Source organism: Nocardiopsis gilva YIM 90087 (assembly GCF_002263495.1).
Lineage (GTDB): Bacteria > Actinomycetota > Actinomycetes > Streptosporangiales > Streptosporangiaceae > Nocardiopsis_C > Nocardiopsis_C gilva.
Window position 1 is genome coordinate 4,694,679 of sequence record NZ_CP022753.1, and the last position, 24,503, is coordinate 4,719,181.

General features: G+C 69.7%; 17 protein-coding genes. 4 read left to right on the forward strand and 13 right to left on the reverse strand.

Annotated elements, in window-relative coordinates:
• Positions 1-80 precede the first annotated feature (80 nt).
• Both CDO52_RS21010 and CDO52_RS21015 read left to right on the forward strand, forming a co-directional pair.
• Positions 81-875: a DeoR/GlpR family DNA-binding transcription regulator gene (locus CDO52_RS21010; RefSeq protein ID WP_017619693.1), complete on the forward strand. Its 795-nt coding sequence runs from the start codon at positions 81-83 to the stop codon at positions 873-875.
• A gap of 256 nt (positions 876-1,131) precedes the next feature.
• Positions 1,132-2,478 (forward strand): MFS transporter, encoded by a 1,347-nt coding sequence (locus CDO52_RS21015; protein WP_094932631.1) that lies wholly within the window; start codon positions 1,132-1,134, stop codon positions 2,476-2,478.
• Here the strand turns inward: CDO52_RS21015 and egtD are convergent.
• From egtD to egtA, 4 genes are read right to left on the reverse strand one after another with little or no spacing between them, the layout of a single operon-like run.
• Complete coding sequence (gene egtD, locus CDO52_RS21020; protein WP_094932632.1) at positions 2,475-3,437, reverse strand: L-histidine N(alpha)-methyltransferase; 963 nt, start codon at positions 3,435-3,437, stop codon at positions 2,475-2,477. The two genes, CDO52_RS21015 and egtD, sit on opposite strands and share 4 nt — an antisense overlap.
• 18 nt (positions 3,438-3,455) lie before the next feature.
• Positions 3,456-4,202, reverse strand: coding sequence for an ergothioneine biosynthesis protein EgtC (egtC, locus tag CDO52_RS21025; RefSeq protein WP_017619697.1), 747 nt, complete (start codon positions 4,200-4,202; stop codon positions 3,456-3,458).
• Positions 4,203-4,254: 52 nt separating this feature from the next.
• Positions 4,255-5,610, reverse strand: coding sequence for an ergothioneine biosynthesis protein EgtB (egtB, locus tag CDO52_RS21030; RefSeq protein WP_017619698.1), 1,356 nt, complete (start codon positions 5,608-5,610; stop codon positions 4,255-4,257).
• Positions 5,607-6,809, reverse strand: coding sequence for an ergothioneine biosynthesis glutamate--cysteine ligase EgtA (gene egtA, locus CDO52_RS21035; RefSeq protein ID WP_017619699.1), 1,203 nt, complete (start codon positions 6,807-6,809; stop codon positions 5,607-5,609). Before egtA ends, egtB begins: the two co-directional genes overlap by 4 nt.
• A gap of 301 nt (positions 6,810-7,110) precedes the next feature.
• On the opposite strand from egtA, the gene CDO52_RS21040 reads away from it, so the two are divergent.
• Positions 7,111-7,626, forward strand: coding sequence for a hypothetical protein (locus CDO52_RS21040; protein ID WP_017619700.1), 516 nt, complete (start codon positions 7,111-7,113; stop codon positions 7,624-7,626).
• A gap of 118 nt (positions 7,627-7,744) precedes the next feature.
• Positions 7,745-9,727, forward strand: coding sequence for an acyl-CoA dehydrogenase family protein (locus tag CDO52_RS21045; RefSeq protein ID WP_017619701.1), 1,983 nt, complete (start codon positions 7,745-7,747; stop codon positions 9,725-9,727).
• 21 nt (positions 9,728-9,748) lie between these two features.
• Here the strand turns inward: CDO52_RS21045 and CDO52_RS21050 are convergent, their stop codons facing one another.
• From CDO52_RS21050 to CDO52_RS21085, 9 genes are all read right to left on the reverse strand, one after another.
• Positions 9,749-12,127: a phosphoketolase family protein gene (locus tag CDO52_RS21050; RefSeq protein WP_017619702.1), complete on the reverse strand. Its 2,379-nt coding sequence runs from the start codon at positions 12,125-12,127 to the stop codon at positions 9,749-9,751.
• 160 nt (positions 12,128-12,287) lie between these two features.
• Positions 12,288-12,899 carry a TetR/AcrR family transcriptional regulator gene (locus CDO52_RS21055; RefSeq protein WP_157745734.1) on the reverse strand — a complete coding sequence of 204 codons (612 nt, stop codon included), beginning with the start codon at positions 12,897-12,899 and terminating at the stop codon, positions 12,288-12,290.
• A 197-nt stretch (positions 12,900-13,096) separates the two neighbouring features.
• On the reverse strand, positions 13,097-14,254 hold the full coding sequence (locus CDO52_RS21060; protein ID WP_017619704.1) for an acyl-CoA dehydrogenase family protein: 1,158 nt from the start codon (positions 14,252-14,254) through the stop codon (positions 13,097-13,099).
• A 279-nt stretch (positions 14,255-14,533) separates the two neighbouring features.
• Positions 14,534-16,636: an ATP-binding protein gene (locus CDO52_RS21065; RefSeq protein WP_094932633.1), complete on the reverse strand. Its 2,103-nt coding sequence runs from the start codon at positions 16,634-16,636 to the stop codon at positions 14,534-14,536.
• Positions 16,637-16,662: 26 nt separating this feature from the next.
• The gene (locus CDO52_RS21070) at positions 16,663-18,261 is read right to left on the reverse strand and encodes an acyl-CoA carboxylase subunit beta (protein WP_017619706.1); all 1,599 of its coding nucleotides are present in this window, start codon (positions 18,259-18,261) and stop codon (positions 16,663-16,665) included.
• On the reverse strand, positions 18,258-20,051 hold the full coding sequence (locus CDO52_RS21075; RefSeq protein ID WP_026125982.1) for an acyclic terpene utilization AtuA family protein: 1,794 nt from the start codon (positions 20,049-20,051) through the stop codon (positions 18,258-18,260). The genes CDO52_RS21070 and CDO52_RS21075 overlap by 4 nt, the downstream gene beginning before the upstream one ends.
• Before the next feature lie 565 nt (positions 20,052-20,616).
• Positions 20,617-21,318 (reverse strand): hypothetical protein, encoded by a 702-nt coding sequence (locus tag CDO52_RS21080; RefSeq protein WP_026125983.1) that lies wholly within the window; start codon positions 21,316-21,318, stop codon positions 20,617-20,619.
• Positions 21,315-21,788 (reverse strand): hypothetical protein, encoded by a 474-nt coding sequence (locus CDO52_RS27740; protein ID WP_152471701.1) that lies wholly within the window; start codon positions 21,786-21,788, stop codon positions 21,315-21,317. Before CDO52_RS27740 ends, CDO52_RS21080 begins: the two co-directional genes overlap by 4 nt.
• A gap of 5 nt (positions 21,789-21,793) precedes the next feature.
• On the reverse strand, positions 21,794-23,914 hold the full coding sequence (locus tag CDO52_RS21085) for a glycoside hydrolase domain-containing protein (RefSeq protein ID WP_198345769.1): 2,121 nt from the start codon (positions 23,912-23,914) through the stop codon (positions 21,794-21,796).
• Between the last annotated feature and the right edge of the window lie 589 nt (positions 23,915-24,503).

Below are 24,503 nucleotides of genomic sequence, written 5' to 3' on the forward strand. Positions count from 1 at the left end.
ACACTCAAAGAGTTAGATGTCACGGCCGAGTTCACACAAATCTGCGCGTAACCGCACCCTGATGCGCGATCCTGATTCCCATGAGCAAGGAGACGCCGAGCGGCGGCAGCGCACGTTCCCGCACCATCCGGCAGCAGCGGATCACCGACTACGTCATCAGCCGGGGCTCGGCATCAGCGGCCGAGCTGGTCGAACTCACCGGGGTCAGCCTGATGACCGTCCACCGCGACCTCGACGAACTGGCCCGCCGCGGGCTGCTGCGCAAGTTCCGGGGCGGGGTGTCCGCCCTGCCCTCCACCGTGTTCGAGAGCAACGAGGAGTACCGCCGGGCCGCGCATGTGGAGGCCAAGGCGGCGATCGCCCAACGCGCGGCGGAGCTGGTCGAGCCGGGGATGTCGATCATGCTCGACGACTCCACCACCGCCCTGGAGGTCGCCCGCCTGCTCCCCGACCTCGGCCCGCTCACCGTGGCCACCAACTACCTCGGCGCGATCGACGTGCTCAAGCGGGCCGAGGAGATCCGGCTGATCTGCATCGGCGGGGACTACTTCGGCACCCACGACTCCTTCAACGGCATGGACTGCATCGAGGCCGTGGACCGGCTCACCGTGGACCTGGTGTTCCTGTCCACCTCGTCCATGACCCCGTCGATGACCTTCCACCAGGAGCCGGAGATCGTCATGGTCAAGCGGGCGATGATGGGTGCCGCCCGCACCCGCGTCCTGCTGATGGACTCCAGCAAGATGCCCCGGCCGGCCCTGCACCGGCTGGCCCCGCTGTCCGACTACCACCGCCTGATCGTGGACGCCGGAAGCCCCGACGACCTGGTCGAGGAGGCGCGGCAGCACACCGAGACCGACGTCGCCCCCTGGTGACCGTGTCTCTCCACACCACCGCGGCCCGCTGACAACACCACTGGAACGCAGCCCCACCGCACCGGCCCCGACTCCGGAGACCGGCGGCCGCATGAACCGATCGAGGAGGCGCGGCCGCACCCCAGGAGCGCCGCCGCCCCGGGGTGACCGCCGGAGACGCTCGCATGGCAAAGAAATCGAGGAGATTTGATCTCACATATTGCATGTGAACTTAACAACACTCATGATGTGCTCCAGGTCTCACTCTGGAGGACACATGAACGCAGTCCCACCGACAGCCACTCCCCCCGCCCCCTCGCCGCTGGCCCGGTTACTCGACCGCGTCGGCCTTCCGGCCCCGCTCGCCCTGGGCTACCTGGGCCTGCTGATCTTCATGATCGGCGACGGCATCGAGTCGGGGTTCATCGCGCCGTTCATCGCCGCCAACGGCGCCGGTGGCGACATCCGGGCCTCCTACGTCGTCACCGCCTACGGCGTGACCGTGATGCTGGCGTCATGGCTGTCGGGCGCGCTCTCGCAGCTGTGGGGGCCGCGCCGGGTGATGATCACCGGCCTGGTGATCTGGCTGGTCTTCCACACCGCCTTCCTCGGCGTGGCCGTCGTCGGAGAGAACTACCCGCTGATGCTGCTCTTCTACGGGCTGCGCGGATTCGGGTACCCGATGTTCGCCTTCGGGTTCCTGGTGTGGATCACCGCGGTGGCGCCGAACGCACGGATGGGTGCCGCGGTCGGCTGGTTCTACTTCGCGTTCACCGGCGGCCTGCCCACCCTCGGCGCGCTGGTCGCCAGCTTCACCAACCCGATCCTGGGCCACTACGGCACACTGTGGCTGTCCCTCGGCGTCATCGCGCTGGGCGGGCTGATCTGCCTCAGCGTCCGCGAACGCACCGGCTACACGCGCCTGGCCGCGCCCGGAGTCCGGCCCCTGCAGAGCCTCATGTCCAGCATGTCCATCGCCTGGCAGAACCCGCGGGTCGGCCTGGGCACGCTGGTGCGCGTCATCAACACCGCACCGATGTTCGGCATGCTCGTGCTCTTCCCGACGATCTTCGCCGACCGGATCGGCTTCGGTGAGGGCCGCTGGCTGCTGCTGGTGTCGACCATCTTCGGCACCAACATCTTCTTCAACCTGATCTTCGGGGTGGTCAGCGACCGGCTGGGGTGGCGCACCACCATCTTCTGGTTCGGCGCGGTGGGCTGCTCGGTCACCACCCTGCTGCTGTACTTCGTCCCGGTGGCCGCCGGGGCCGACTACTACTGGCTGGCGCTCATCGTCGGCGCGATGTACGGCGCGACGCTGGCCGGGTTCGTCCCCATCTCGGCCCTCCTGCCGTCCATGGCCCCGGAGAACCGGGGCGGTGCCGTGGCGCTGCTCAACTTCGGCGCCGGAGCCGCCACCTTCGTCGGACCGGCGGTCGTCAGCCTGCTGCTCGGCCCCGCCGGTCCGGGCGGCGTGGTGGTCACCTTCGCTGTGCTGTACGTCATCGCCGCGGTCATGACCCGTTTCCTCACGGTGCCCGGCGAGAGCGCCGGAGCCGCGCAGCCGACCGGCCGCGCCGAGGAGCCGGGCACCGTCCGGGTCCCCGCGGGCGAGTCCGGTTAGGGGACGGCCACGAGCAGGGCGAAGTCACCGTCCGGGTCGGTCCACCAGTGCGTGAGGGTGAGACCGGCCCGGGCGAGTTCGCCCTCGATGCCCTCGCGGCGGAACTTCGCGGAGATCTCGGTACGCATCTCCTCGCCCTCCGCGAACCCGACGTCGAGGTCGAGCGCGCCCACGTGAACGCGCTGACGGCGGGTCGAGCGCAGCCGCATCTCGATCCACTCGGCCTCGGCGTCCCACGGGGCGACGTGCGCGAAGGCATCGGGGGCGAAGTCGGCGTCCAGTTCCCGGTTGATGACGCGCAGGACGTTGCGGTTGAACTCGGCGGTCACGCCCTGGGCGTCGTCGTAGGCCGCGCGCAGCCGGGCAGGGGCCTTGACCAGGTCCAGCCCGAGCAGCAGCGCGTCGCCCTCGGCCAGGGTGCCGCGCAGCTCGGCCAGGAAGCCGAGCCGTTCGGCCGGGGTGAGGTTGCCGATGGTGGAGCCGATCATCGCCACCAGCCGTCGCCCGGCCGTCGGCAGCAGGTGCAGGTGGCGGACGAAGTCGGCGACGACCGGGCGGACGTCCACACCGGGATACGACGCGGCGATGCCCGCGGCGGCGTCCCGCAGGAAGTCGCCGCTGACGTCGACCGGGACGAACCGGCGCAGCGTCCCGCCCGCCCCGAGCGCGTCCAGCAGCAGTCGGGTCTTCTCCCCCGAGCCCGCGCCGAGCTCCACGAGGGTGTCGGACCCGGTCACGGCGGCGATGTCGGCCGCGTACCGCTCCAGGATGGCCCGCTCGGTGCGGGTCGGGTAGTACTCCGGCAGCTCGGTGATCCGCTCGAACAGGACGCTGCCCCGCTCGTCGTAGAACCACTTCGGGGGCAGGGTCTTGGGGCGGGAGGTCAGGCCGTCGTAGACGTCCTCGCGCAGGGATTTCGCGAGGTCGTCGGCGGTCAGGTGGTATTCGATCGGGAGCATGGCGCCCCTTTCGTCTGTTCAGATCGTCGTGACGTCGACGCCGTCGCGATCGGCGATGACCAGGGATCCGTCGGGGACCCGCTGCCAGGCGGGGTCGTCGTCGAAGGGCTCGGAGGCGATGCACATCCCGTCCGGGCGCACCCGGGTGTAGAGGGAGTCGCCCGCGGCGGTCGCGGCGAGGCGATGCCCGTCGGAGGCGAGCAGGTTGTAGCGGCCGCCGGAGTGGGAGCGGGCCTCCCGTACCACGTCGGCCAGGGCCAGGCCCAGGTCCTCCCCCTTGCGCCACAGGCGCATCGCGTGGGCGAACAGCGGGGCGGAGTCGACGGGGGTGCGGGCGTCCAGCACACCGGAGGGCGCGGGCGGGGAGAGGCGTTCGGCGAGCGCCTCATCGTCGTCGACGGCGCCGTTGTGGCTGAACAGCCAGGGGTCACCGCGGCCGGGGTCGCCCCGGAACGGCTGGGCACAGGACTCGTCGGACCCGAAGCCGGGGGTGGTGTCGCGGACGGCCGCCACCACGCATTCCGACCGGATGACCCGCGCGGCGTCGGCGAACGAGGTGTCGGCCCAGATCGGCAGGGAGCGCCGGTAGCGCAGCGGCGCGTCGCGGCCGGGGTCGTACCACCCCACGCCGAACCCGTCGGCGTTGACGGTGCCGTGCAGCTGCGCGCGGGGGGCATAGGACTGCCGCTCCAGTGAGAAGGGCGGCGCGTAGAGCAGGTCGTGCAGAGTGGTGGGCGTCCCGAGGTAGGCCAGGTGGCGGCACATCAGCGCCCCTCCTTCCCGGCGGCGGCGCCCGCAGGGTGCGCGAATCGCGGCATCACTCCACCTCCGCGTTGCGTGCGCAGCGGAACCCGCTGAAGATCTGGCGGCGGATGGGGTGGTCCCAGTTGCGGAAGGTGCCCCGGATCGCGGTGGGGTGTGTGGCCCAGGAGCCGCCCCGCAGCACCTTGTAGTCGCCGCCGAAGAAGACCTCGGAGTACTCGGGGTAGGGGAACGCCTGGAAGCCCGGGTAGGCGGTGAAGTCGGAGGCGGTCCACTCCCACACGTCGCCGAGCATCTGCTGGGCCCCGCTCGGCGCGGTCCCGCCGGGGTGCGTTCCGGCGGGGGTGGGGTGCAGCAGGCGCTGGCCGAGGTTGGCGTGGTGGTGGCCGGGCTCGTCGGCGCCCCACGGGAAGCGCAGCGAGGTCCCGGTGGCCGGGTCGTGGCGGGCCGCCTTCTCCCATTCGGCCTCGGTCGGCAGCCGTTTGCCCGCCCAACGGGCGTGGGCCTCGGCCTCGTAGAAGGACACGTGCTGCACCGGCTCGTCCGGCGGCACCGGTTCGACGCGCCCGAACCGGCGGCGCAGCCACTGTCCGGCGTCCCGCCGCCAGAACGCCGGGGCGTGCTTCCCGGTGCGGCTGCGCCAGGCCCATCCCTCCTCGCTCCACCAGCGGGAGTCGTCGTAGCCGCCGTCGGCGATGAAGTCCATGTGGGCGGCGTTGGTGACGGCCCGGGTGTCGATCCAGAAGGCTGGGAGGTCGACGGTGTGCGCCCCGCGCTCGTTGTCGTAGGCCCAGGGGTCGTCGTCGGTCCCCATGGTGAACGGCCCGCCCGCCACCAGTACCTCCGACGGGCCGGACGGCAGGGCGGGCGGTGGCACCGCTCCGACGTCGAGCACCGGGTCGCCGCGGCGGAGCTGGTGGGTGGCGAGCATGGTCTCGTCGTGCTGGTGTTCGTGCTGGATGACCATGTGGTAGACGAATCCGCTGTCCAGCAGCGCCGTTCCGGAGTCGAAGGAGACGTGCTCCAGCGAGTCCAGCACCATGCGCCGGACCTGCGCGTTGTACTCCTCGGCCTCGCGCGGACGCAGCAGGGGCAGGGTGACCCGCTCGGCGCGCGGGTTCTCGAAGGCGTCGTAGAGCACGTCGATGTCGGGGCGCAGGGCGTCGCGTCCGGCCGCGGCGCGCACCAGCCACTGCTCCTCGTAGTTGCCGACGTGGGCGAAGTCCCACACCAGCGGCGACATCAGCGGGGAGTGCTGGGCGATGAGGTCGGCGTCGTCGAGGACGCCGACGGTCAGCCCCTCGCTGCGCCGCCGCCCGCTGTCGAGTTCGGCGGCGATGCGCTCGCGGAGAGTGGACGGGGTAGACGTCGAAGGGTCAGCGCTCTGCGTGGGGTCCGGGTTCTCGGTCATACCGCTCCTTCGGGAGTGAGCGCGTCGTCCGCGGGGCAGCGGCCGCGCTCGACGTAGCGTTCGCGGTAGGCGTCGACGACGGGAACGAGTCGGGCGGCGCCCATGCGGCCCAGGGCCTCACTCGCGGCCGCGAAGCAGGCGCGGGCGCAGGAGGCCAGGTCAGGGTCGGTGAGGGCGTCGCTCGCCGCGACGCGCCAGGTCGCGGGCGCGGTGCCGTGCGGCAGTCGGCCGGTGGCCTCGATCGCGACGGCGGTCGCCGCCGGATCGTCGAGCAGGGCGGCGACGACGGCGAGCGGCACCGGCCACCACCGTTCCGGAAGCGCGTCGATCATCCGGAGTTCGAGGTGGCCGCGCGGGCGCACCGGCGGGAACAGCGTGCTCAGGTGGTAGACGAGGTCGTCGTGCGTGGGTCGGCGCGGATGTCCGCTGTCCAGCCACTGGGCGAAGGTGATGCCGGGTGAGCACAGCCAGGGCTGGTCGTCGCGGCGGATGGTCATCAGCTGGGCGTCGAGGGCGTATCGGGTCCAGGAGTCGACCGGGTCCCCGACGGGGACCGGACGGGTCCGGGAGGCGTCGATTCCCGCCCAGATGACCCAGCGCGTGGAACGCCAGCCGGTGCGGCGTCCCCGCCAGATGGGCGAGTTGGCGAACGCCGCGACGAGGAGGGGGCCGAGCGCGTGCGCCAACCGCCAGCGGCGTTCGGCGTCGCCGGGGTCGGCCCCGATGTCCACGCAGACCTGGAGTGAGGCGGTGCTGCACATCATGGTGCGCCCGGACGCCCCGCCGCCTTCGGCGAAGAACCGCTCCATGGCGGCATAGCGGGGCAGGCTGAGCTGCTGGGTGGGTGGTCGGCGCGGGTCGAGTCCGAGACCTTCCAGGCGGAGCCCCGCGTCGTGCAGGTGCTTGCCGATGTGGGTGAGGTCGGTGGTGAGCGCCGAGTGCGCGGATGCGGGTCCGGGGAGTGGCGGCGAGCTGAGCTCCAGCTGCCCTCCGGGTTCGTAGGTGACGGTGCTGCCGCTGGGCGGCGGTCCCGCCTCGTCAACGAGGTCCGATAGCAGGTTCAGGGATACGGGCTGGTCCGGGCGGTGCGGGTCGGTGACGAGCCATTCGGCTTCGGCTCCCACCCGCCCGGGTGGGCCGGTCTTGAAACAGATGCCGTGTACGTAGTCGCGGACGTCGTCCTTGGCAAGGTACGCCATGCTCGCTCCTGGTCTTTTTCCTGATCGCAGACGTACGCACTTCTTCTGCCCGGTGAGTAGACACTCGAACGTGCGCCCGAGGATCCGAATCGTCATGAGGCCGACACTCGCGGGAAACCAGTGCATGTCGTGATTGTGATGTCCGTCACACACGGTGGCGAGTTGGCGGAGTTCCCCCACCCCCGAGACCAGGGAGCCGCTGTGGATCACCCGCGCTATCCAGGGCCGTTCCTACCCGAACGCCCGCCACGCGCCGCGCCTGTGCTTCCGTCGGGGCTCGGGGCCGATAGGTTGGCCCGCGATGAATACGAAGCCGAACTCCCCAGATGACACGCCCCGAGAGCCGGAGGGGCACGACGACGCCACGTCCCCCGCGGAGGAGACCGCGGACACCGCGGCCGACACCACCGACCGCGACGCCGACGAGGCCGCGGACCACGACGCGAACGAGACGGTCGACGAGGACGCGCTGCTGGCGCCGCCGACGGCCGGGCTGTTCTCCGCCGAAACGTTCGCCATCGCTTCGCTCTTGGCCATCGGCGGCGCCCTCATCGGAACCCGCCTGACCGAGATGCTCATGAACGTCTCCGCGGCCGACCAGTCCTCCGCGGTGACGGCGATGGTCCTCGGCGACGGCGGGACCGCCCTGATCGGCGTCCTCTTCGGGCTGCTCAGCCTGGGCCTGACCACCGAGTACAGCCGCCCCTGGGCGCGTTGGGCCGCCATGGCCGCCGTCCTGGTCGGCGTCCTCTTCATCGCCGCCTCGGCCTACGTCTTCACCCAGGTTCCGGCCCCCGCCGCCGTCCCCGGATTCTGACCGGTCGCGGGCCGCTGGGCACCGCGCCCACGGGGTCATCGGCGCACCCCGCGTGTTCGCTCACCTCCGCACACCGGGAGAGTGGTACCACGGTGCAGACGACGACTGGGGGGACGCCATGACCGACCGGAACGCACGGGTCGACGACGCGGTGCTGCGCGAACTGCTGGACGGACGCTGGGCGCGGGTCCGGCAGCAGGCCCGCGACCAGGTACGCGGCGACCGGTTCGCCTCCGTCACCGGGCTGAGCATGGCCGACCACCGCGAACGGGTCATGGACCAGCTCACGGCGATCGCCACGACGGAGGTGCCCGGCTACGGCTTCCCCGCGGCCTGCGGGGGCGCCGACGACGTGGGCGCCTCGGTCGTGGCCTTCGAGATGCTGGTCTGCGACCTGTCGCTGATGGTGAAGGTCGGCGTGCAGTGGGGCCTGTTCGGCGGCGCCATCCAGGCCCTGGGCACCGAGCGCCACCACGCCGAGTACCTGCCCCGGGTGATCTCCCTCGACCTGCCCGGCTGCTTCGCGATGACCGAGACCGGGCACGGCTCGGACGTGCAGCGGCTGCGCACCACCGCCACCTATGACGCCGACACCGAGGAGTTCGTGGTCCACACGCCCGACGAGGCGGCGCGCAAGGACTACATCGGCAACGCGGCCCGCGACGGGCGGATGGCCGTGGTCTTCGCCCAGCTCATCACCCAGGGCGAGAACCACGGCGTGCACGCGCTGCTGGTGCCCCTCCGCTACGCGTCGGGCACGCCGCTGCCCGGCGTCCGTATCGAGGACTGCGGACCCAAGGCGGGCCTCAACGGCGTGGACAACGGCCGGATCTGGTTCGACCAGGTGCGCGTGCCCCGCACCGCCCTGCTCGACCGCTACGGTGCCGTCGCGCGCGACGGCACCTACACCAGCCCCATCGACAGTCCCAACCGCCGCTTCTTCACCATGCTCGGCACCCTGGTACGCGGCCGCATCAGCGTCGCGGGCGGGTCGGGGACCGCGACCAAGGCCGCACTGGCCATCGCGCTGCGCTACGCCGACACCCGCCGCCAGTTCGAGCGCTCCGGGACCGGCGAGGAGGTCGTGCTGCTGGACTACCTCGCCCACCAGCGCCGCCTGCTGCCCGCGCTCGCCCGCACCTTCGCCCTCCACTTCGCCCAGGAGGAGCTGGTCAGCGCGCTGCACGACAGCCAGACCGGGCGGGCTCCGCTCGACGAGCACGGCCAGCGCGAGCTGGAGTCGCGCGCCGCCGGGCTGAAGGCCGTGGCCACCTGGCACGCCACCCGCACCATCCAGACCTGCCGCGAGGCGTGCGGCGGCGCCGGGTACCTGGCGGAGAACCGGCTGCCCCAGCTCAAGGCCGACACCGACGTCTTCACGACGTTCGAGGGCGACAACACGGTCCTGCTCCAGCTGGTCGCCAAGGGACTGCTCACCGACTACCGGGACGCGTTCGGCGACCTCGACCCGCTGCCCATGGCGCGGCTGGTGGCCAGGCAGTTCCTCGGTGCGGTCATCGAGCGCACCGCCGCGCGCTCGGTGATCGAGCGCCTGGTCAGCGCCGCGCCCGGGCGGGGCGAGGAGGCCGACCTGTATGACCGGGGCTGGCAGCTCGCCCTGCTGGAGGACCGCGAGAAGCACATCGTCGAGGGGCTGGCCCGGCGGCTGCGCCGGGCGGGGGCGGAGGACGCCGACGCGTTCGAGGTGTTCAACAACGCCCAGGACCACGTGCTGGCGGCCGGGCGCGCACACGTCGACCGGGTGGTCCTGGAGGCGTTCGTCGCGGCGATCGACCGCTGCCCGGAGGGCGGCACCCGGGTCCTGCTGGACCGGTTGTGCGACCTGTACGTGCTGTCGATCGTGGAGGAGGACCGCGCCTGGTTCCTGGAGCACGAGCGGCTCTCGGCCTCGCGCGCCAAGGCGGTCACCCAGGCGGTGAACGCGCTGTGCCAGGGCCTGCGGCCGCACGCCGTCGACCTCGTCGAGGGGTTCGGGCTGCTCGACGAGTGGCTGGCGGCCCCCATCGCACTGGGCGCGGAGGCCGCCCGGCAGGACACCCAGCAGCGTGCGGCGTCGCTGGGCGGTGCGCTGCGGCGCTGAGGCCAGCGGCCGCCGGGCGGGTCAGGACGACCAGGTCCAGTCCCGGATGTCCGGCGGGTCCTCGCCGTGCTCGCGCGCGTAGTCGTGGCAGCGCAGCCGTTCGTCCTGCATGCGCTGGCGCAGGTGCGCGGCGCGCACCGCGAGTCCGGGGATGCGGTCGATGACGTCGATGACCAGGTGGAAGCGGTCGAGGTCGTTGCGGAGCACCATGTCGAAGGGCGTGGTGGTGCTGCCCTCCTCCTTGTAGCCGCGGACGTGCAGGTTGTCGTGCCCGCTGCGGCGGTAGGTGAGCCGGTGGATCAGCCACGGGTAGCCGTGGAACGCGAAGATGATCGGCCTGTCCGCGGTGAAGAGCGTGTCGAAGTCGCTCTCGGAGAGCCCGTGCGGGTGCTCCTCGGCCGGGACCAGCCGCATCAGGTCGACGATGTTGACCACCCGCACCTTGAGCTGGGGCAGGTGCTGGCGGAGCAACCGCGCCGCACCGAGCGTCTCCAGCGTGGGGACGTCGCCCGCGCACGCCAGCACCACGTCGGGCGCCCTGCCGACGTCCGTGCTGGCCCACTCCCAGATTCCCGCGCCGCGTGTGCAGTGGGCGATGGCCTCCTCCATGGAGAGGTAGGTGAGCGCGGGCTGCTTGCCCGCGACGACCACGTTGACGGTGTCGCGCATGCGCAGGCAGCGGTCGACGGTGTGCAGCAGCGTGTTGGCGTCCGGCGGCAGGTAGACGCGGATGATCTCGGGCTTCTTGTTGACCACGTGGTCGAGGAAGCCGGGGTCCTGGTGGCTGAACCCGTTGTGGTCCTGGCGCCACACGTGCGAGCTGAGCAGGTAGTTGAGCGAGGCGATCGGACGGCGCCAGGGCAGACCGCGGGTGATCTTGAGCCATTTGGCGTGCTGGTTGAACATCGAGTCCACGATGTGCACGAACGCCTCGTAGCTGTTGAACAGGCCGTGCCGCCCGGTTAGCAGGTAGCCCTCCAGCCAGCCCTGGCACAGGTGCTCGCTGAGCACCTCCATCACGCGGCCGTCGGGGGCGAGGTGCTCGTCGGTCGGCTCGGTCTCCAGCCCCCACGTGCGGTCGGTGGCGTCGAACACCGCGCCGAGCCGGTTCGACGCCGTCTCGTCGGGTCCCATGATCCGGAAGGTGGTCGGGTTGCTGCGCATGACGTCGCGCAGGAAGCCGCCGAGCACACCGGTGGCGCCGACGCTCCGGACGGCGGGTGCCGGGACGTCGACCGCGTGCCGCCGGTAGTCGGGCAGGGACAGGTCCTTGAGCAGCAGCCCGCCGTTGGCGTGCGGGTTGGCGCTGATCCGGCGGGAGCCCGCGGGGACTGGCGCGATGGTCTCAGGGTTCGGCGTCCCGTTGAAGTCGAACAGCTCCTCGGGATCATACGAGCGCAGCCAGTTCTCCAGCAGCCGGAGGTGTTCGGGGTTGTCCCGGACCGCGGCGAGGGGGACCTGGTGCGACCGCCACGTGCCCTCGACCTGCTGGCCGTCGACCAGGGACGGGCCGGTCCACCCCTTGGGCGTGCGGAAGACGATCATCGGCCAGCGGACCGGTCCGGTGTCCCCCTCCTCGCGGACCCGGCGGCGGATGGCGCCGATCTCGCCGAGGACCGTGTCGAGGGTGGCCGCCAGCTGCTGGTGCATGGCCTCGGGTTCGTCGCCCGAGACGATGTAGGGCCGGTAACCGTACCCCTCCAGCATCGAGACCAGGTCGCCTTCGGGGATGCGGGCCAGCACCGTGGGGCTGGCGATCTTGTACCCGTTGAGGTGCAGGATCGGCAGCACCGTGCCGTCATGGACCGGGTCGACGAAGCGGTTGGCCAGCCAGCTTCCGGCCAGCGGCCCGGTCTCGGCCTCACCGTCACCGACGATCGCCGCCACGATCAGGTCGGGGTTGTCCAGGGCCGCGCCGTAGGCGTGCGAGAGCGCGTACCCCAGTTCGCCGCCCTCGTGGATGGACCCGGGCACTTCCGGCGCGACGTGGCTGGGCACCCCGCCCGGGAAGGAGAACTGCGTGAACAGGCGGCGCATGCCTTCGACGTCCTGGGTGACGTCCGGGTAGATCTCGCTGAAGGTGCCGTCGAGCCACGCGGTGGCGACGGCGGCGGGGCCGCCGTGCCCCGGGCCGACGATCCAGATCATGTCGATGTCGCGGAGCTTCACCTGCCGCGACAGGTGGGCGTAGAGGAAGGACAGGCCGGGCGTCGTGCCCCAGTGTCCGAGCAGGCGGGGCTTGATGTGCTCGGGGCGCAGGGGCTCCCACAGCAGCGGGTTGTCGAGCAGGTAGATCTGCCCGACCGAGAGATAGTTCGCGGCCCGCCAGTAGAGGTCGACCCCGCGCAGTTCGTCCCGTCCCAGTGGTTCCCGGCTCGGCGCCGTACTCGCGTCGGTCATGCTGTCCCCCAGATCGAGTGCGCGTAGGGACGCGTCGCGAGGCACTTACCCGTGTGCGCACCGGGTTAAGGGAGACCGAAAGTCATATCCCGCCCAGCCTTCCGTTGATCTCGGAGATATTGGGGTCAAAATCGCCCGCGAGGCCCCAATATCTCCGAGATCAACGAAGGGTCTCTTCGAGCATCCGGGTCCACTGGCCGACGACGCGGCGCCGCCGCGGTTCGTCGTCGGTCAGGAGGCTGGCCAGCCCCAGGCCGCGTGCGAGGTCGAGGGTGGCCTGCACGGCCTCCCGCACGCCGGGGGCGGTCTCGTCGGCGCCGAGCAGGTCGACGGCGGCGCGGTGCGCCTCGCGTCCGACGTGTTCCTCCAGCGGGATGACCTGGGAGCGCAGCCGCGGATCATTGGCGGCGGCCGCCCAAAGTTGGAGGGCGGCGGAGAACTCCGGTCCGGTGTAGGCGTCGATGAGCATCTCGACCACGGCCCCGGTGCGGGCGGCGCCGTCGGGCAGATCGGCGGCGCGACGGCGCAGCTCGGCCAGCCGGTTCTCGCTCATGTGCAGCAGCGCGGCGGTGAGCAGGTCCTCGCGGGTGCGGAAGTGGTGCTGGGCCGCGCCCCGCGACACCCCGGCGCGCTTGGCCACGACACCCACGGTGGCCCCGGAGAAGCCGACATCGGACAGGCACTCCACGGCCGCCTCCAGGAGCCGCCGGCGGGTGGCGCGGCTGCGGTCCTGACGCGGTTCCCGGCCCGGCGCCGCCGTTTCGAGCTCGATGCGATCCCCCTCAGATCCCCCATCCGACCTGCAGCAAAATGTACACGGGCGCAGCGGCCGCGGTTCTGCGAAGCAGCCGTCGTTTTCCCAGGTGATACCGGGCGATGCGGACGCTGGAGGGCGTCCGTTGTCACGCGGACCCGATCTGTGGGCCACAGGGGCCGATTCCTGCGGCCTACCGCTCGCCCGCGGCGTCCTCAGTACGACTTCGGCAGGCCGAGCGAGTGCTGCGCCACGTAGTTGAGGATCATCTCCCGACTCACCGGGGCGATCCGGCCCAGCCGGGAGGAGGCGATCGCGGCGCCGAGGCCGTACTCGCTCGCCAAGCCGTTGCCGCCAAGCGTCTGCACGGCCTGGTCGACGGCGCGGGCGCAGACCTCCCCGGCCGCGTACTTGGCCATGTTGGCGCACTCGCCGGCGCCCGCGTCGTCTCCGGTGTCGTAGAGGAACGCGGCCTTCCGCGTCATCAGCCGGGCGAGTTCCAGCTCCACCTTGACCTGCGCCAAGGGGTGGGCCAACCCCTGGTGGGCGCCGATGGGGGTACCCCAGACCGCGCGCTCGTTGGCGTAGGCCACCGCGCGGTCCAGCGCGTTGCGGGCCGATCCGGTGGCGAGCGCGGCGCCCATGATGCGCTCGGGGTTGAGCCCGGCGAACAGCTGTTGCAGCCCGGTGTCGGGGTCGCCCAGCAGCGCGTCGCCGGGCAGCCGGACGTCGTCGAGGAAGAGCGCGAACTGGTGGTCGGGGCTGACGAGGTCCATCTCGATCGGGCGGGCCTCGAAGCCGGGGGCGTCGGTGGGAACCAGGAACAGCGCGGGCTTCAGCCTGCCGGTGCGCGCGTCCTCGGTGCGGCCGACGACGAGGACGGCGTCGGCGACATCCACCCCGGAGATGAAGGTCTTGCGCCCGTTGAGCACCCAGTCGTCGCCGTCGCGCCGCCCGGTGGTGGTGAGGCGGTGCGCGTTGGACCCGGCGTCGGGCTCGGTGATGGCGAAGGCCACGATGGTCTCGCCGGAGGCGATGCCGGGCAGCCAGCGCTCCCGCTGGGCGGGGGTGCCGAATCGGGCCAGGACGGTGCCGCAGATCGCCGGGGAGACGACCATCATCAGGGTGGGACACCCCGCCGCGCTCAGCTCCTCCAGGACGGCGGCGAGGTCGCTGATCCCGCCGCCTCCGCCCCCGTAGGCTTCGGGCACGTTGACACCGAGGTAGCCGAGGCGTCCGGCCTCGGCCCACAGCTCGGTGAGGTAGGCGCCCTCCTTGGCGCGGGCGCGGTAGTACTCGGCGCCGTACTTTCCGGCGAGCCCGGCGACGGCCGCCCGCAGCTCCGCGCGCTCGGCCGGTTCAACAAAGCTCATCGACTACCTCCAAGCCCCCGCTCTCGCGGGGACGAATCGGACTTCCTGCGGAGCAGGGCGCGCCACCGCGCATCACCGGCCGCCGGAGCGCAACCGGCCGACCGCCGTTCGCCCACGGCTGCGATCGGGGGTGCACGCCCCTCAACAGCCAGGGTGGAGTCAACCTGGACACCCTCGTACGGAACCTGGCCATGGCACGCCACACCGCGCCTCCGGAGCGGGCCGACACCAGCCGGTACGGCCGAAGGCCCCACCCGCGGGAAGGTGGACCACGGCACGTCAGCCAGACGAGAGGTCAACGGCTCCACCTGCTCTGCTGTCGTGTGCGTCGGGCCGACGAGCTGCGGGCGCATCGCCGCTGCGGTCCTCCTCGCTGCCGTCTGCGGCCGAACCATCCGCGTCGACCACGGCGAGCGCCGCGCCGGCGTCCACGCGCTGCCCCGGGGAGACCGGCAGGTCGGTGACGGTCCCGGCGGCCGGGGCGGTGATGCGGTGCTCCATCTTCATCGCCTCCAGCCACATCAGCGGCTGGTCCGCGCTCACCGGCTGCCCGACGGCGACCGCGATCCTGCCGACGGTCCCGGGCATGGGGGCGAGAAGCGTGCCCGGCGCGATATCGACGCCGGGTTCGGGGAAGCGGGAGAGCGGTCGCAGCGTCACCGCTCCCAGCGGGGAGTCGACGCAGGTCGGCCCGTCGGGTCCGTAGGCGGCGACGGTGAACGTCCGGCGCACTCCGTCGACCTCCAGCACGACCTCCTCCGGCGCGGCCCGCTCCACGCGCACACCGTCAAGGTCAGCGGGCTGGAAACGGCCGTCGCGGGTGCACCGGTAGGCGACCTCGAACTCCGTCCCTGACCCGCTTCGGTACCGCTTGACCTGCGGTTGGGAGGGCAGGTTACGCCATGCGGCGGGCAGGCCGCCCAGAACGTGAGCGGCGCGGCGGTTGGCGGCGGTGTCGGCCAGTGCGGCGGCCAGGGCCGCGAGGCGCTCGGTCGCGGGGTCGGCCAGCGGGCGGGCCAGGGCTCCCGGCCCCTGCCCGTCGGCGCCCGCCCCGGTCAGGAACCGCGTGTGCACGTCACCGGTGTGGAAGGCGGGGTGACGCAGCACGCGGACGAGGAGGTCGCGGTTGGTGCCGACGCCGTGCAGGCGGGCGCGGGCCAGTGCGGCGGCCAGCCTGCGGGCGGCGTCGCCCCGGTGCGCGCCCCAGGCGATCACCTTGGCGAGCATGGGGTCGTAGTCGACGCCGATCGTGCTCCCGGCTACCGCTCCGCTGTCCACGCGGATCCCGTGGGCCGTCAGCGCGCCGAACTCGGCGGCGGCTCCGGGGATCTCGAACGCCTCGATCGTGCCGCCCGAGGGCCGCCAGTCGTGCTGCGGGTCCTCGGCGTACAGGCGCGCCTCGATGGCGTGGCCGCGCGGGGACGGCGGCCCCTCCGGAGGCAGCGCCTCCCCCTCGGCGATCCGCAGCTGCCACTCGACCAGGTCCAGGCCGGTCACGCACTCGGTGACGGGGTGCTCGACCTGCAACCGGGTGTTCATCTCCAGGAATGCGGGCGTGCCGTCGGCGTCCACGAGGAACTCGGCGGTCCCGGCGCCGGTGTAGCCGATGGCGGCGGCCATCCGCCGGGCGGCCTCGTGCAGCCGCTCGCGCAGCTCGTCGGGGATGCCCGGTGCGGGCGACTCCTCGACGACCTTCTGGTGGCGGCGCTGCAGGGAGCAGTCGCGTTCGCCCACGGCCCACACCGTGCCGTGGGTGTCGGCGAGCAGCTGCACCTCGATGTGGCGCCCGCGTTCCAGGTAGCGCTCGCAGAACACCGCCGGGTCGCCGAACGCGGCGGCGGCCTCGGCGCACGCCGCCCCGGCTTCGGCGGGCAGCGCGTCGAGCGCGCGCACGATCCGCATGCCCCGCCCGCCGCCTCCGGCGGACGCCTTGATGAGCACCGGGAGGTCGGCGGTGGTGACCTCGTCGGGGGCCATCGCGGCGGCAGCGGGCACGCCGGCCCGCCGCGCGATCTCCTTGGCGCGGATCTTGGAGCCCATGTCCTCGATCGCCTGGGGCGGCGGCCCCACCCACGTCAGTCCCGCCGTGCGCACGTCGCGGGCGAACCCGGCGTTCTCCGAGAGGAAGCCGTAGCCGGGGTGGACGGCGTCGGCTCCGGCGCGTTCGGCGGCCGCGACGAGTGCCGGGCCGTTGAGGTAGGTGTCGGCGGGCGTGTTCCCGGGCAGCCGCACGGCGGCGTCGGCCTCGTGGACGTGCGGGGCGTGGGCGGCAGCGTCAGCATCCGAGTACACCGCGACGGTGCCGATGCCCAGGGCGCGACAGGTGCGCAGGACCCGCCGGGCGATCTCGCCCCGATTGGCGACGAGCAGGGTGGTGATCACGTGGGCCGTTCCCCTTCTGACATCGCTCACATCCGAAAGACGCCGAAGCCGCCGCGCACGCCGCGCACCGGGGCGTTGTGCACGGCCGACAGGCACAGGCCGAGCACGGTCCGGGTGTCGCGCGGGTCGATGACGCCGTCGTCGTAGACCCGGCCGGACAGGAACAGCGGCAGCGATTCCGCCTCGATCTGGTTCTCGACCATCTCGCGCATGGCGGCGTCCTGCTCCTCGGTGTAGTCGCGGCCCTTGGCGGCGGCGGACTGCCGCGCCACGATCGACAGCACCCCGGCGAGCTGCCGCGGGCCCATGACGGCCGCCTTCGCACTGGGCCAGGCGAACAGGAATCGGGGGTCGTAGGCGCGGCCGCACATGCCGTAGTGCCCGGCGCCGTAGGAGGCGCCGAGGAGCACGGACAGGTGGGGGACGGTGCTGTTGGAGACTGCGTTGATCATCATCGCGCCGTGCTTGATGATGCCGCCCTGCTCGTAGTCGCGGCCGACCATGTAGCCGGTGGTGTTGTGCAGGAAGATCAGCGGGGTGTCGGCCTGGTTGGCGAGCTGGATGAACTGGGCGGCTTTCTGCGACTCCTCGCTGAACAGCACGCCCTGGGCGTTGGCGAGCACACCCACCGGATAGCCGTGGAGGCGCGCCCAGCCGGTGGCCAGGCCGCTGCCGTAGGCGGGCTTGAACTCGTCGAAGTCGGAGTCGTCGACGACGCGGGCGATCACCTCGCGCGGGTCGAAGGGGATCCGCAGGTCGTCGGGGACGATGCCAAGAAGTTCCGCGGGGTCGTGGCGGGGGTCGCGGGCGGCGGTGGGCGCGGGACCGGGTTTGGTGTGGTTGAGGCGGGCGATGATGCCGCGTCCGATGCGGATGGCGTCGTGCTCGTCGGCGGCGAGGTGGTCGGCGAGCCCGGAGACGCGGGCGTGCATGTCGGCCCCGCCGAGCGACTCGTCGTCGCTCTCCTCCCCCGTCGCCATCTTCACCAGCGGGGGTCCGCCGAGGAAGACCTTGGAGCGTTCGCGGACCATGACCACGTGGTCGCTCATGCCGGGCACGTAGGCGCCTCCGGCGGTGGAGTTGCCGAAGACCACGGCGAGCGTGGGGATCCCGGCGGCGGAGAAGCGCGTGAGGTCGCGGAAGAGCCGTCCGCCGGGAATGAAGATCTCCTTCTGGCCGGGGAGGTCGGCGCCGCCGGACTCGACCAGGTTGATCAGCGGCAGCCGGTTCTGCTCGGCGATCTCCATGGCGCGCAGGGTCTTTTTCCCGGTCCACGGGTTGGAGGCACCGCCGCGCACGGTGGGGTCGTTGGCGATGACGACGCATTCGACGCCCTCGACGACCCCGACTCCGGTGACGACGCTGGCGCCGACCGGATAGTCGCTCCCCCAGGCCGCGAGCGGCGACAGTTCGAGGAACGGGGAGTCGGGGTCGAGCAGCAGCTCGATGCGCTCGCGGGCCAGCAGCTTGCCGCGGGCACGGTGCCGGTCGACGTAGGTCGGGCCGCCGCCGGCGAGCGCCTTGGCGTGCTCGGCCTCGACCTCGTCGATCTTGGCCAGCATCGACGCGCGATTATCGGCAAAGGCGGGATCGTCGGGGTCCAGCCGCGAGCGGAGCACGGTCATGACAGGAACGCCTCCGGAATGTCCATGGACCGGCCACGCAACCACTCGCCCAGCCCTTTGGCCTGCGGATCCGACCGAGTCCCCGATCCCGCCCCGCCGCCCAGCAGCCGCTCGATCACGAAGTTCACGGCCCGCAGCCCCGGCAGCACGTGGCGGGTCACCGGCAGCCGAGCGGTCTCGGGCAGCAACCGCTTCAGTTCGTCCACCGTGAGGGTGTGCACGAGCCACCGCCACTCGTCCTCGCCGCGCACCCAGACACCGAGGTTGGCGTCGGAGCCCTTGTCACCGCTCCGCGCCCCGGCGATACGGCCCAGCGGGGCGCGGCGGGTGGGTCCGGGCGGCCAGGGGTCGGGCGGTGGGGGTTCGGGGACGGGGGTGAGCACCGCGGTGTCCTCTGGTGGGGGCACGTCGACGCGGGTGCCGTCGGGCAGCACGGCGGTGTGCGGGACGGCGGACGCCGGGCGGTAGGCGGCGCTGAAGCCGACACCATCGGGGCGGGCGTCGCCGGGAGGCGCGGTCGCGTGGAAGCCGGGAAAGCTCGCCAGCGCGAGTTCGACGGCGGCGGCGCCGAAGGATCGGCCCACCTTGCGCGGGTCGGGGTCGGCGGCCTCGATGTGCAGGTGGACGGTGGCTCCCTCCTGCGCGGGGGAGTCGGGATCCCCCGAACCTCCGAGGCGTCGCCAGGCGTGCGTGCTGGGGTCGAGGGCGGGGGAGCCGCTCAGACGCGGCGGGTAGGAGCGGCGGAACTCCAGAAACGCGGGTTCCCGGCCCGAAAGGGCGGCCCGCACCTGCCGCTCGGCGAGGTCGGCCTTGGCGTCGATGTCGAGGCCGGTGAGCACGAGCGTCATGTCGTTGCGGAACCCGGACATGCTGTTCAGCCCGATCTTGAGGTCGGGCGGCGGGGCCTCTCCCCGCACCCCGGAGACGCCGACGCGGTCCGGCCCGTCCTGCGTGAGCCGGACGGTGTCGAGCCGTGCCGTGACATCGGGCCCGAGGTAGCGCGCTCCGGCGACCTCGTAGACGAGCTGCGCCGTGACGGTCCCGACGGTGACCGCGCCACCGGTGCCGTCGTGCTTGGTGATGACCGCCGACCCGTCGTGGTGGATTTCGGCGATGGGGAAGCCGGGGTGCGTGAGATCGTGCCCCGCCGCCGCGAGTTCGGTGAAGAAGGCGTAGTTGCCGCCCGTGGCCTGGGCACCGCACTCGATGATGTGCCCGGCGACGACGGCTCCGCCCAGCGCGTCGTAGTCGTCGCGCGCCCAGCCGAAGTGCGCGGCGGCGGGTCCCACGGCGAGGGCGGCGTCGGTCACGCGGCCGGTCACCACGACGTCGGCCCCGGCACGCAGGGCCTCGGCGATGCCCCAGGCTCCGAGGTAGGCGTTGGCGGTCAGCGGACGCCCGAGGTCGAGCTCGGCGGCGCGGGAAAGCAGGTCGTCGCCTTCGACGTGAGCGACGCGCACATCGACACCGAGCCGCGCGGCGAGGTCACGCAGCCGATCGGCGAGCCCCGCAGGGTTCAGCCCACCGGCGTTGGCCACGACCGCGACCCCCCGGTCGGCCGCGAGCCCAAGGCAGTCCTCCATCTGCCGCAAGAACGTGCGCGCGTATCCGCGCTCGGGGTCCTTCAGCCGGTCGCGGCCCAGGATGAGCATGGTGAGCTCGGCGAGGTAGTCACCGGTGAGGACGTCCAGCGGACCATCCTGCAGCATCTCCCGCATCGCGGAGAAGCGGTCCCCATAGAACCCGGAGGCGTTGCCGACCCGCAGCGGTGTCGTGGGCGTCACGCTCATGGGCACGAGGGTCGCAGCCCCGGGAAAGAAAAACAAGCACGGGTGCTTGTTTTTCTGCGGCACTGGATCCGGTTGGACATGGCGCGCTCCGGTGGGAGGAGGCGACTGGGCTCCGCGAGGTGCCCCAAAGCGCCGAGTCAGGAGCGGTTGTGGGCGGTCTGGGACCGGGGCCCGCCGGCGGTGATTCAGGCGAAGGTCAGCAGCACATCGTCGGCGAATCGTCCAATTATCCGCCAGGCCAGGTCGGAGATGGTCCCGCCCCCTCAGAAATTCCGGCGTCGGCGAGCCGGTCCGCCTCGGAGAACCAGGAGACGGGCACATACAGCTCCCGGTCCACTAGCACCCGATGGTTGTCGGGATTGGCTGAAGAGCAGACCACCTGATCCGGCAGTTGGTGATCTTGCCGGCGGTGCCGGTGTACTGGCGCTGCACTCCCGCCGAGTACCGGCCCAACTTCTTCTCGGAATTCACAAGGGTGCGCAGTAGGCAGCTACGCCCCCATCATCACTACGGATGCCCCACGCATTTTACTGACGTGTCTGTAATCCTTCGCAGTCTTACGGCGCTAGTCGGAAGTCACGCGCCCAGGGGTGCCTGCCCCAGAGCCCGGCTCTTTGCGACTGCTTTGAACGTCGGCCGCGATGTTGGCAAGACGATGGTCGTCCGGCGGTACATCGATGTAGAAGAGGGCCTCGTAGGGCTTCGTGTCGTCGCCGCCCCACCGGACGACACCTCCCAGCTCGGCGAGGATGTCGCGGACGACGATCTTCTCGTGAGGGAAGAATCCGCCGCGCACGCCTGGAGGGTAGGAGCCGGGGCGAATGGCGACGGCGGTTCCGGATGCCTGGTTGCTCTCCGGAAGCTTGGTGTTCACCTGATTAGGGTCCTGCCAGCCGATGACGTCACCGGCGCGGAGAGTGTCGATCTCATAGTGGAAGCGCTGCACGACGTGCACGAGCACGGCCTCCACCTCGCCGATACGGGTCGCGATGTCGAATTCTGTGGCGGGAACTGGGCGTGTCCACACTGAACCGCCCTTGTCAGTGGCATTCTCCATCTCCCAACCGTTGGCGCTGGGCCTGCCGGTGCGGATCTCTCGCTGCTTCTTCTGCGCCTCGTCGATGGCTTTCTTGTGCTTATCGTACTCCGAGTCGGCCGCCGCAGCGGGTGAGGCTAACAGCGAGGTTCCGCCCAGTGCGATAACAGCACTGGTTCCTATCAATCCTGCGCCACGCTTCAGTGCTATACGCCGTGATATTTCTGTCATATGTTGTTCTCTTTGTCCGTGCGCATGTGTCGACCATTGCGGCCCTGATAAACCGCCGTCGCTGCACATGCGGTGGCAGCCGCAAGGAATGCTATTAATGCCGGATTCACGTACCAAGGGACGATATCAATAGTCACGCCATCTTTCCAGGAGCACACTGAACTGATCGGAAACAGGCTGTCCGTGGATGAAACCAACTCAGGAAGCCTGAACCCATCGAATTGCCCGTACCGCTCATAGGTACAGTTGTGATATCCGGTCTCCAGTCTGAAAGTGCGCAGCAAGCCGTAGGTGTAGCAGGCCGTCGCTCCGGCGAAGAGCCCGACAGATCGGTGTCGCCACTTATTCCGGTGCTTATTCCTCCTCCTGGTTAGGCCAGCCAAAATAAGCAGCGCAATTGTGGCCAGTAGACCGATCAGCATAAGGAGAGGGTGGTACAGGCTTTGTCCCGTATCAGTGGCCAGCAGCATGGGCCTCAGGTGCTCCTCAATGGGGTAAAGTGCTTCTCAAACACCTGGTAGAGACCGATCTGGATCTGGCTGTCAATCTCCGCTTCCTCTTTGAACCCCCGATAGCGCTTCAACGTGAGCCGGGTGTTCTCTTCACTGTAGTCGAGATTCGGGCGGGGGATCCCTACGTCGTGCGCTCCCCAGATGAGAACGTGAGCTGCGGTGGCGATATTGAAGGAGTCGTCTTTGTAGAGTTTCTGCCAGATTCTCCAAACGTGGGAATCGTTGTCGGGGTCGAGGATCGATGCCACTATATATCCTCGCCGAACCGCAAGGTTCCGCGCAGGAATCGCTGGTCGTGCTGCGAAGATCTGCCCGAGTCCCGTACTGCTGTCCCGCTTGATCCACTCATCCGTGGGATCCCAGTCACCTTTGGTGTGGTAAGTGACAACACCATCGTCGGCGAGGTCATCCATATTCGTGAACTTCCGGATTTCCCACAGGAGAGGACATATCAAGAGTGCCTTGCGGATCTTCAGTTTCCTGGCCACGTTCGTGATCAAACTGTCGTACTTCATGATCACGCTGAATGCGTCACCGGTTGAGTTCGGCTGTACCACGCCCTCTAAGAGGGAACCGCCTTTCTCGGGAATGCCCTGCGATTCCAGATACTTCCGGACATCACTCAGGAGCGCGTTCCTGCGGGACATGTCAAATTTGACGTCGAGTCCGCTGGCGGCCGGCTTGGGATCGAAGCTCTTCTCCCCGATATCTCTGCCCGAGGCAATGTTGTTATCGATCTCGATCTTTCCTTCTCCTGATCCCACTTTGATCGTGGAGATCTGATCAAAGGCCCAGTCGATCGGAAGAGTGTATCCCAGGTTTCCGGAGAACCCGGTTGACATGTCGGAGACGAAACTCGCCGTACTCAGCCCCTCGCCGGCGACGCGTGAACACACGTTACGCGGCCCGTATATGCCGATGTCGTATTCGGGGCCGTTCTCGCTCATCACGCTCTGGATCCCACGGAAATGGGGGATGATATTGCTGGTGACCTGGTGATCGACCGCGTCAAAGTCAACAGCGAAGTAGATGCGGGCTCCGGCTTTGAATCCGTGGTGACGGGCCCATTCCAGCGCACTATAGGCGTCGCTGGCTCCCTGACTGTAGTTGAAGTAGGAAGCTGCTCCGCCGTAGGTCTGGTAGATGGGGAAGGATCGGAGCCCGTTGGTGGCGATGCGTTTCAGCTCACCAGGCTTGATCACCTTGTCGAGATCGCTTCCGGGAACGTTGGACAGATAGCGACCGACATACTTGTAGCCCTTTGAAACCAGAGTCTTGGCACGTGCGTTGGTGATCTCGGTGACACAGTCGCATGCTGTTCCCTTCCGGGTGGGGTCCCCGGTCGAGACCAGCAGAGACGCCCACGTCTGGTAATCGCCTCTGCCCGTTGCGGGAAGGTGAGCAAACAGCTGGAACTCTTCAACGGCTTCGGAGTGCGCCGCGGTGAAGGATCGCCCCAAGGACACGTCACGCTTGTTGAGGACCAGGGCTGCGTTGAATAGCAGCGCCCAGGTTCCCTTCGTACCCACGGCAACGGTGTGCTCCTTGAGTCCGGCCCTGGTTCCAGGACCGAAGACACCGTTGGCGACACCGTCCTCCATATCCAGTTCGTACTGGATAGCCAGCATGAGGGCCTTTTGTACGCTGCGGGAGTGGTGACCGTCGCAGGGGATGATGAAGAAGTCACGGCGGTCGGCATAACGCCCGTTCAGCCACCGCTGGATCTCCTGGATCTGACTGCTGCCGTCGTTGACGACGACATAGGGATCCATGTTGAGCAAACCTTTGAAGAGCTTCGGGGTGATGTCATCGCCAGGGTAAGTCGCGGCCACACCCATGTCGGCCTTGAGCTTGCGGACTGCAGCGGAGACACGGTCGTTGTACTTGCCATCTATTTCGCCGCCATCGTAGCCCTTGCAGTAGAGGCCGGACTGAATGATGCGGCAGAAGTTGGCCGAGGGCACAGTGGAAGCGTTGAGCTTGGGATACTTGACCTGTAATGCCCCCAGGGTGCCCGGTCCGAAATTATTGGACAGGCCAGTTATACCCAGTTCGTGCTGCAGACAACGAGTAAGGGCATACATGACGTCCCAACTGGTGCGCCCGTTCTCCTCGACCTCGTATATGCCGGAGACGCCCCCATAGGTGACATTGATGAACTTCTGGGCGCGAAGGACTAACTCGTCGATGACTTTCTCCTAGCTAGGGTATTCAATCCGAACTCAAGACTTAAAGCACACAAAAAAGCACGAATACGTCTAACGTGAAGCCGAGTCCGGCGCCAGGCATCAATAAAATACCGCGGCCATATTCCGATCTAATGTCGCGATCGACGCCACTGGAGCGTAGTCAGAATTTTGTTCGAAGACAACCCCTTAGAAGTCCAGGACTTTGCCGACTTCGCGAGTGAGCCCGAAGTATTTCTCACGGTGTCATGGCTGCGGACAATCCTGAAGCACCACCCGAGGCTCTGTCAATTTTCTTTCTTATATCCTGGTCAGCGCACCGGAATAGGCTGTGCGATCTTCTACTGGCTCTGGATCATTGATGGGGGGTTGCTGACCCGCCTGCACACATGGCGAAGGGCGCCGAGGATCGGTGTGTGACGACCGACCTTGACGCCCTTCTGACCGCAATCTACGTCCATATTGTTTGTCTCCCCGACCAGGTCCG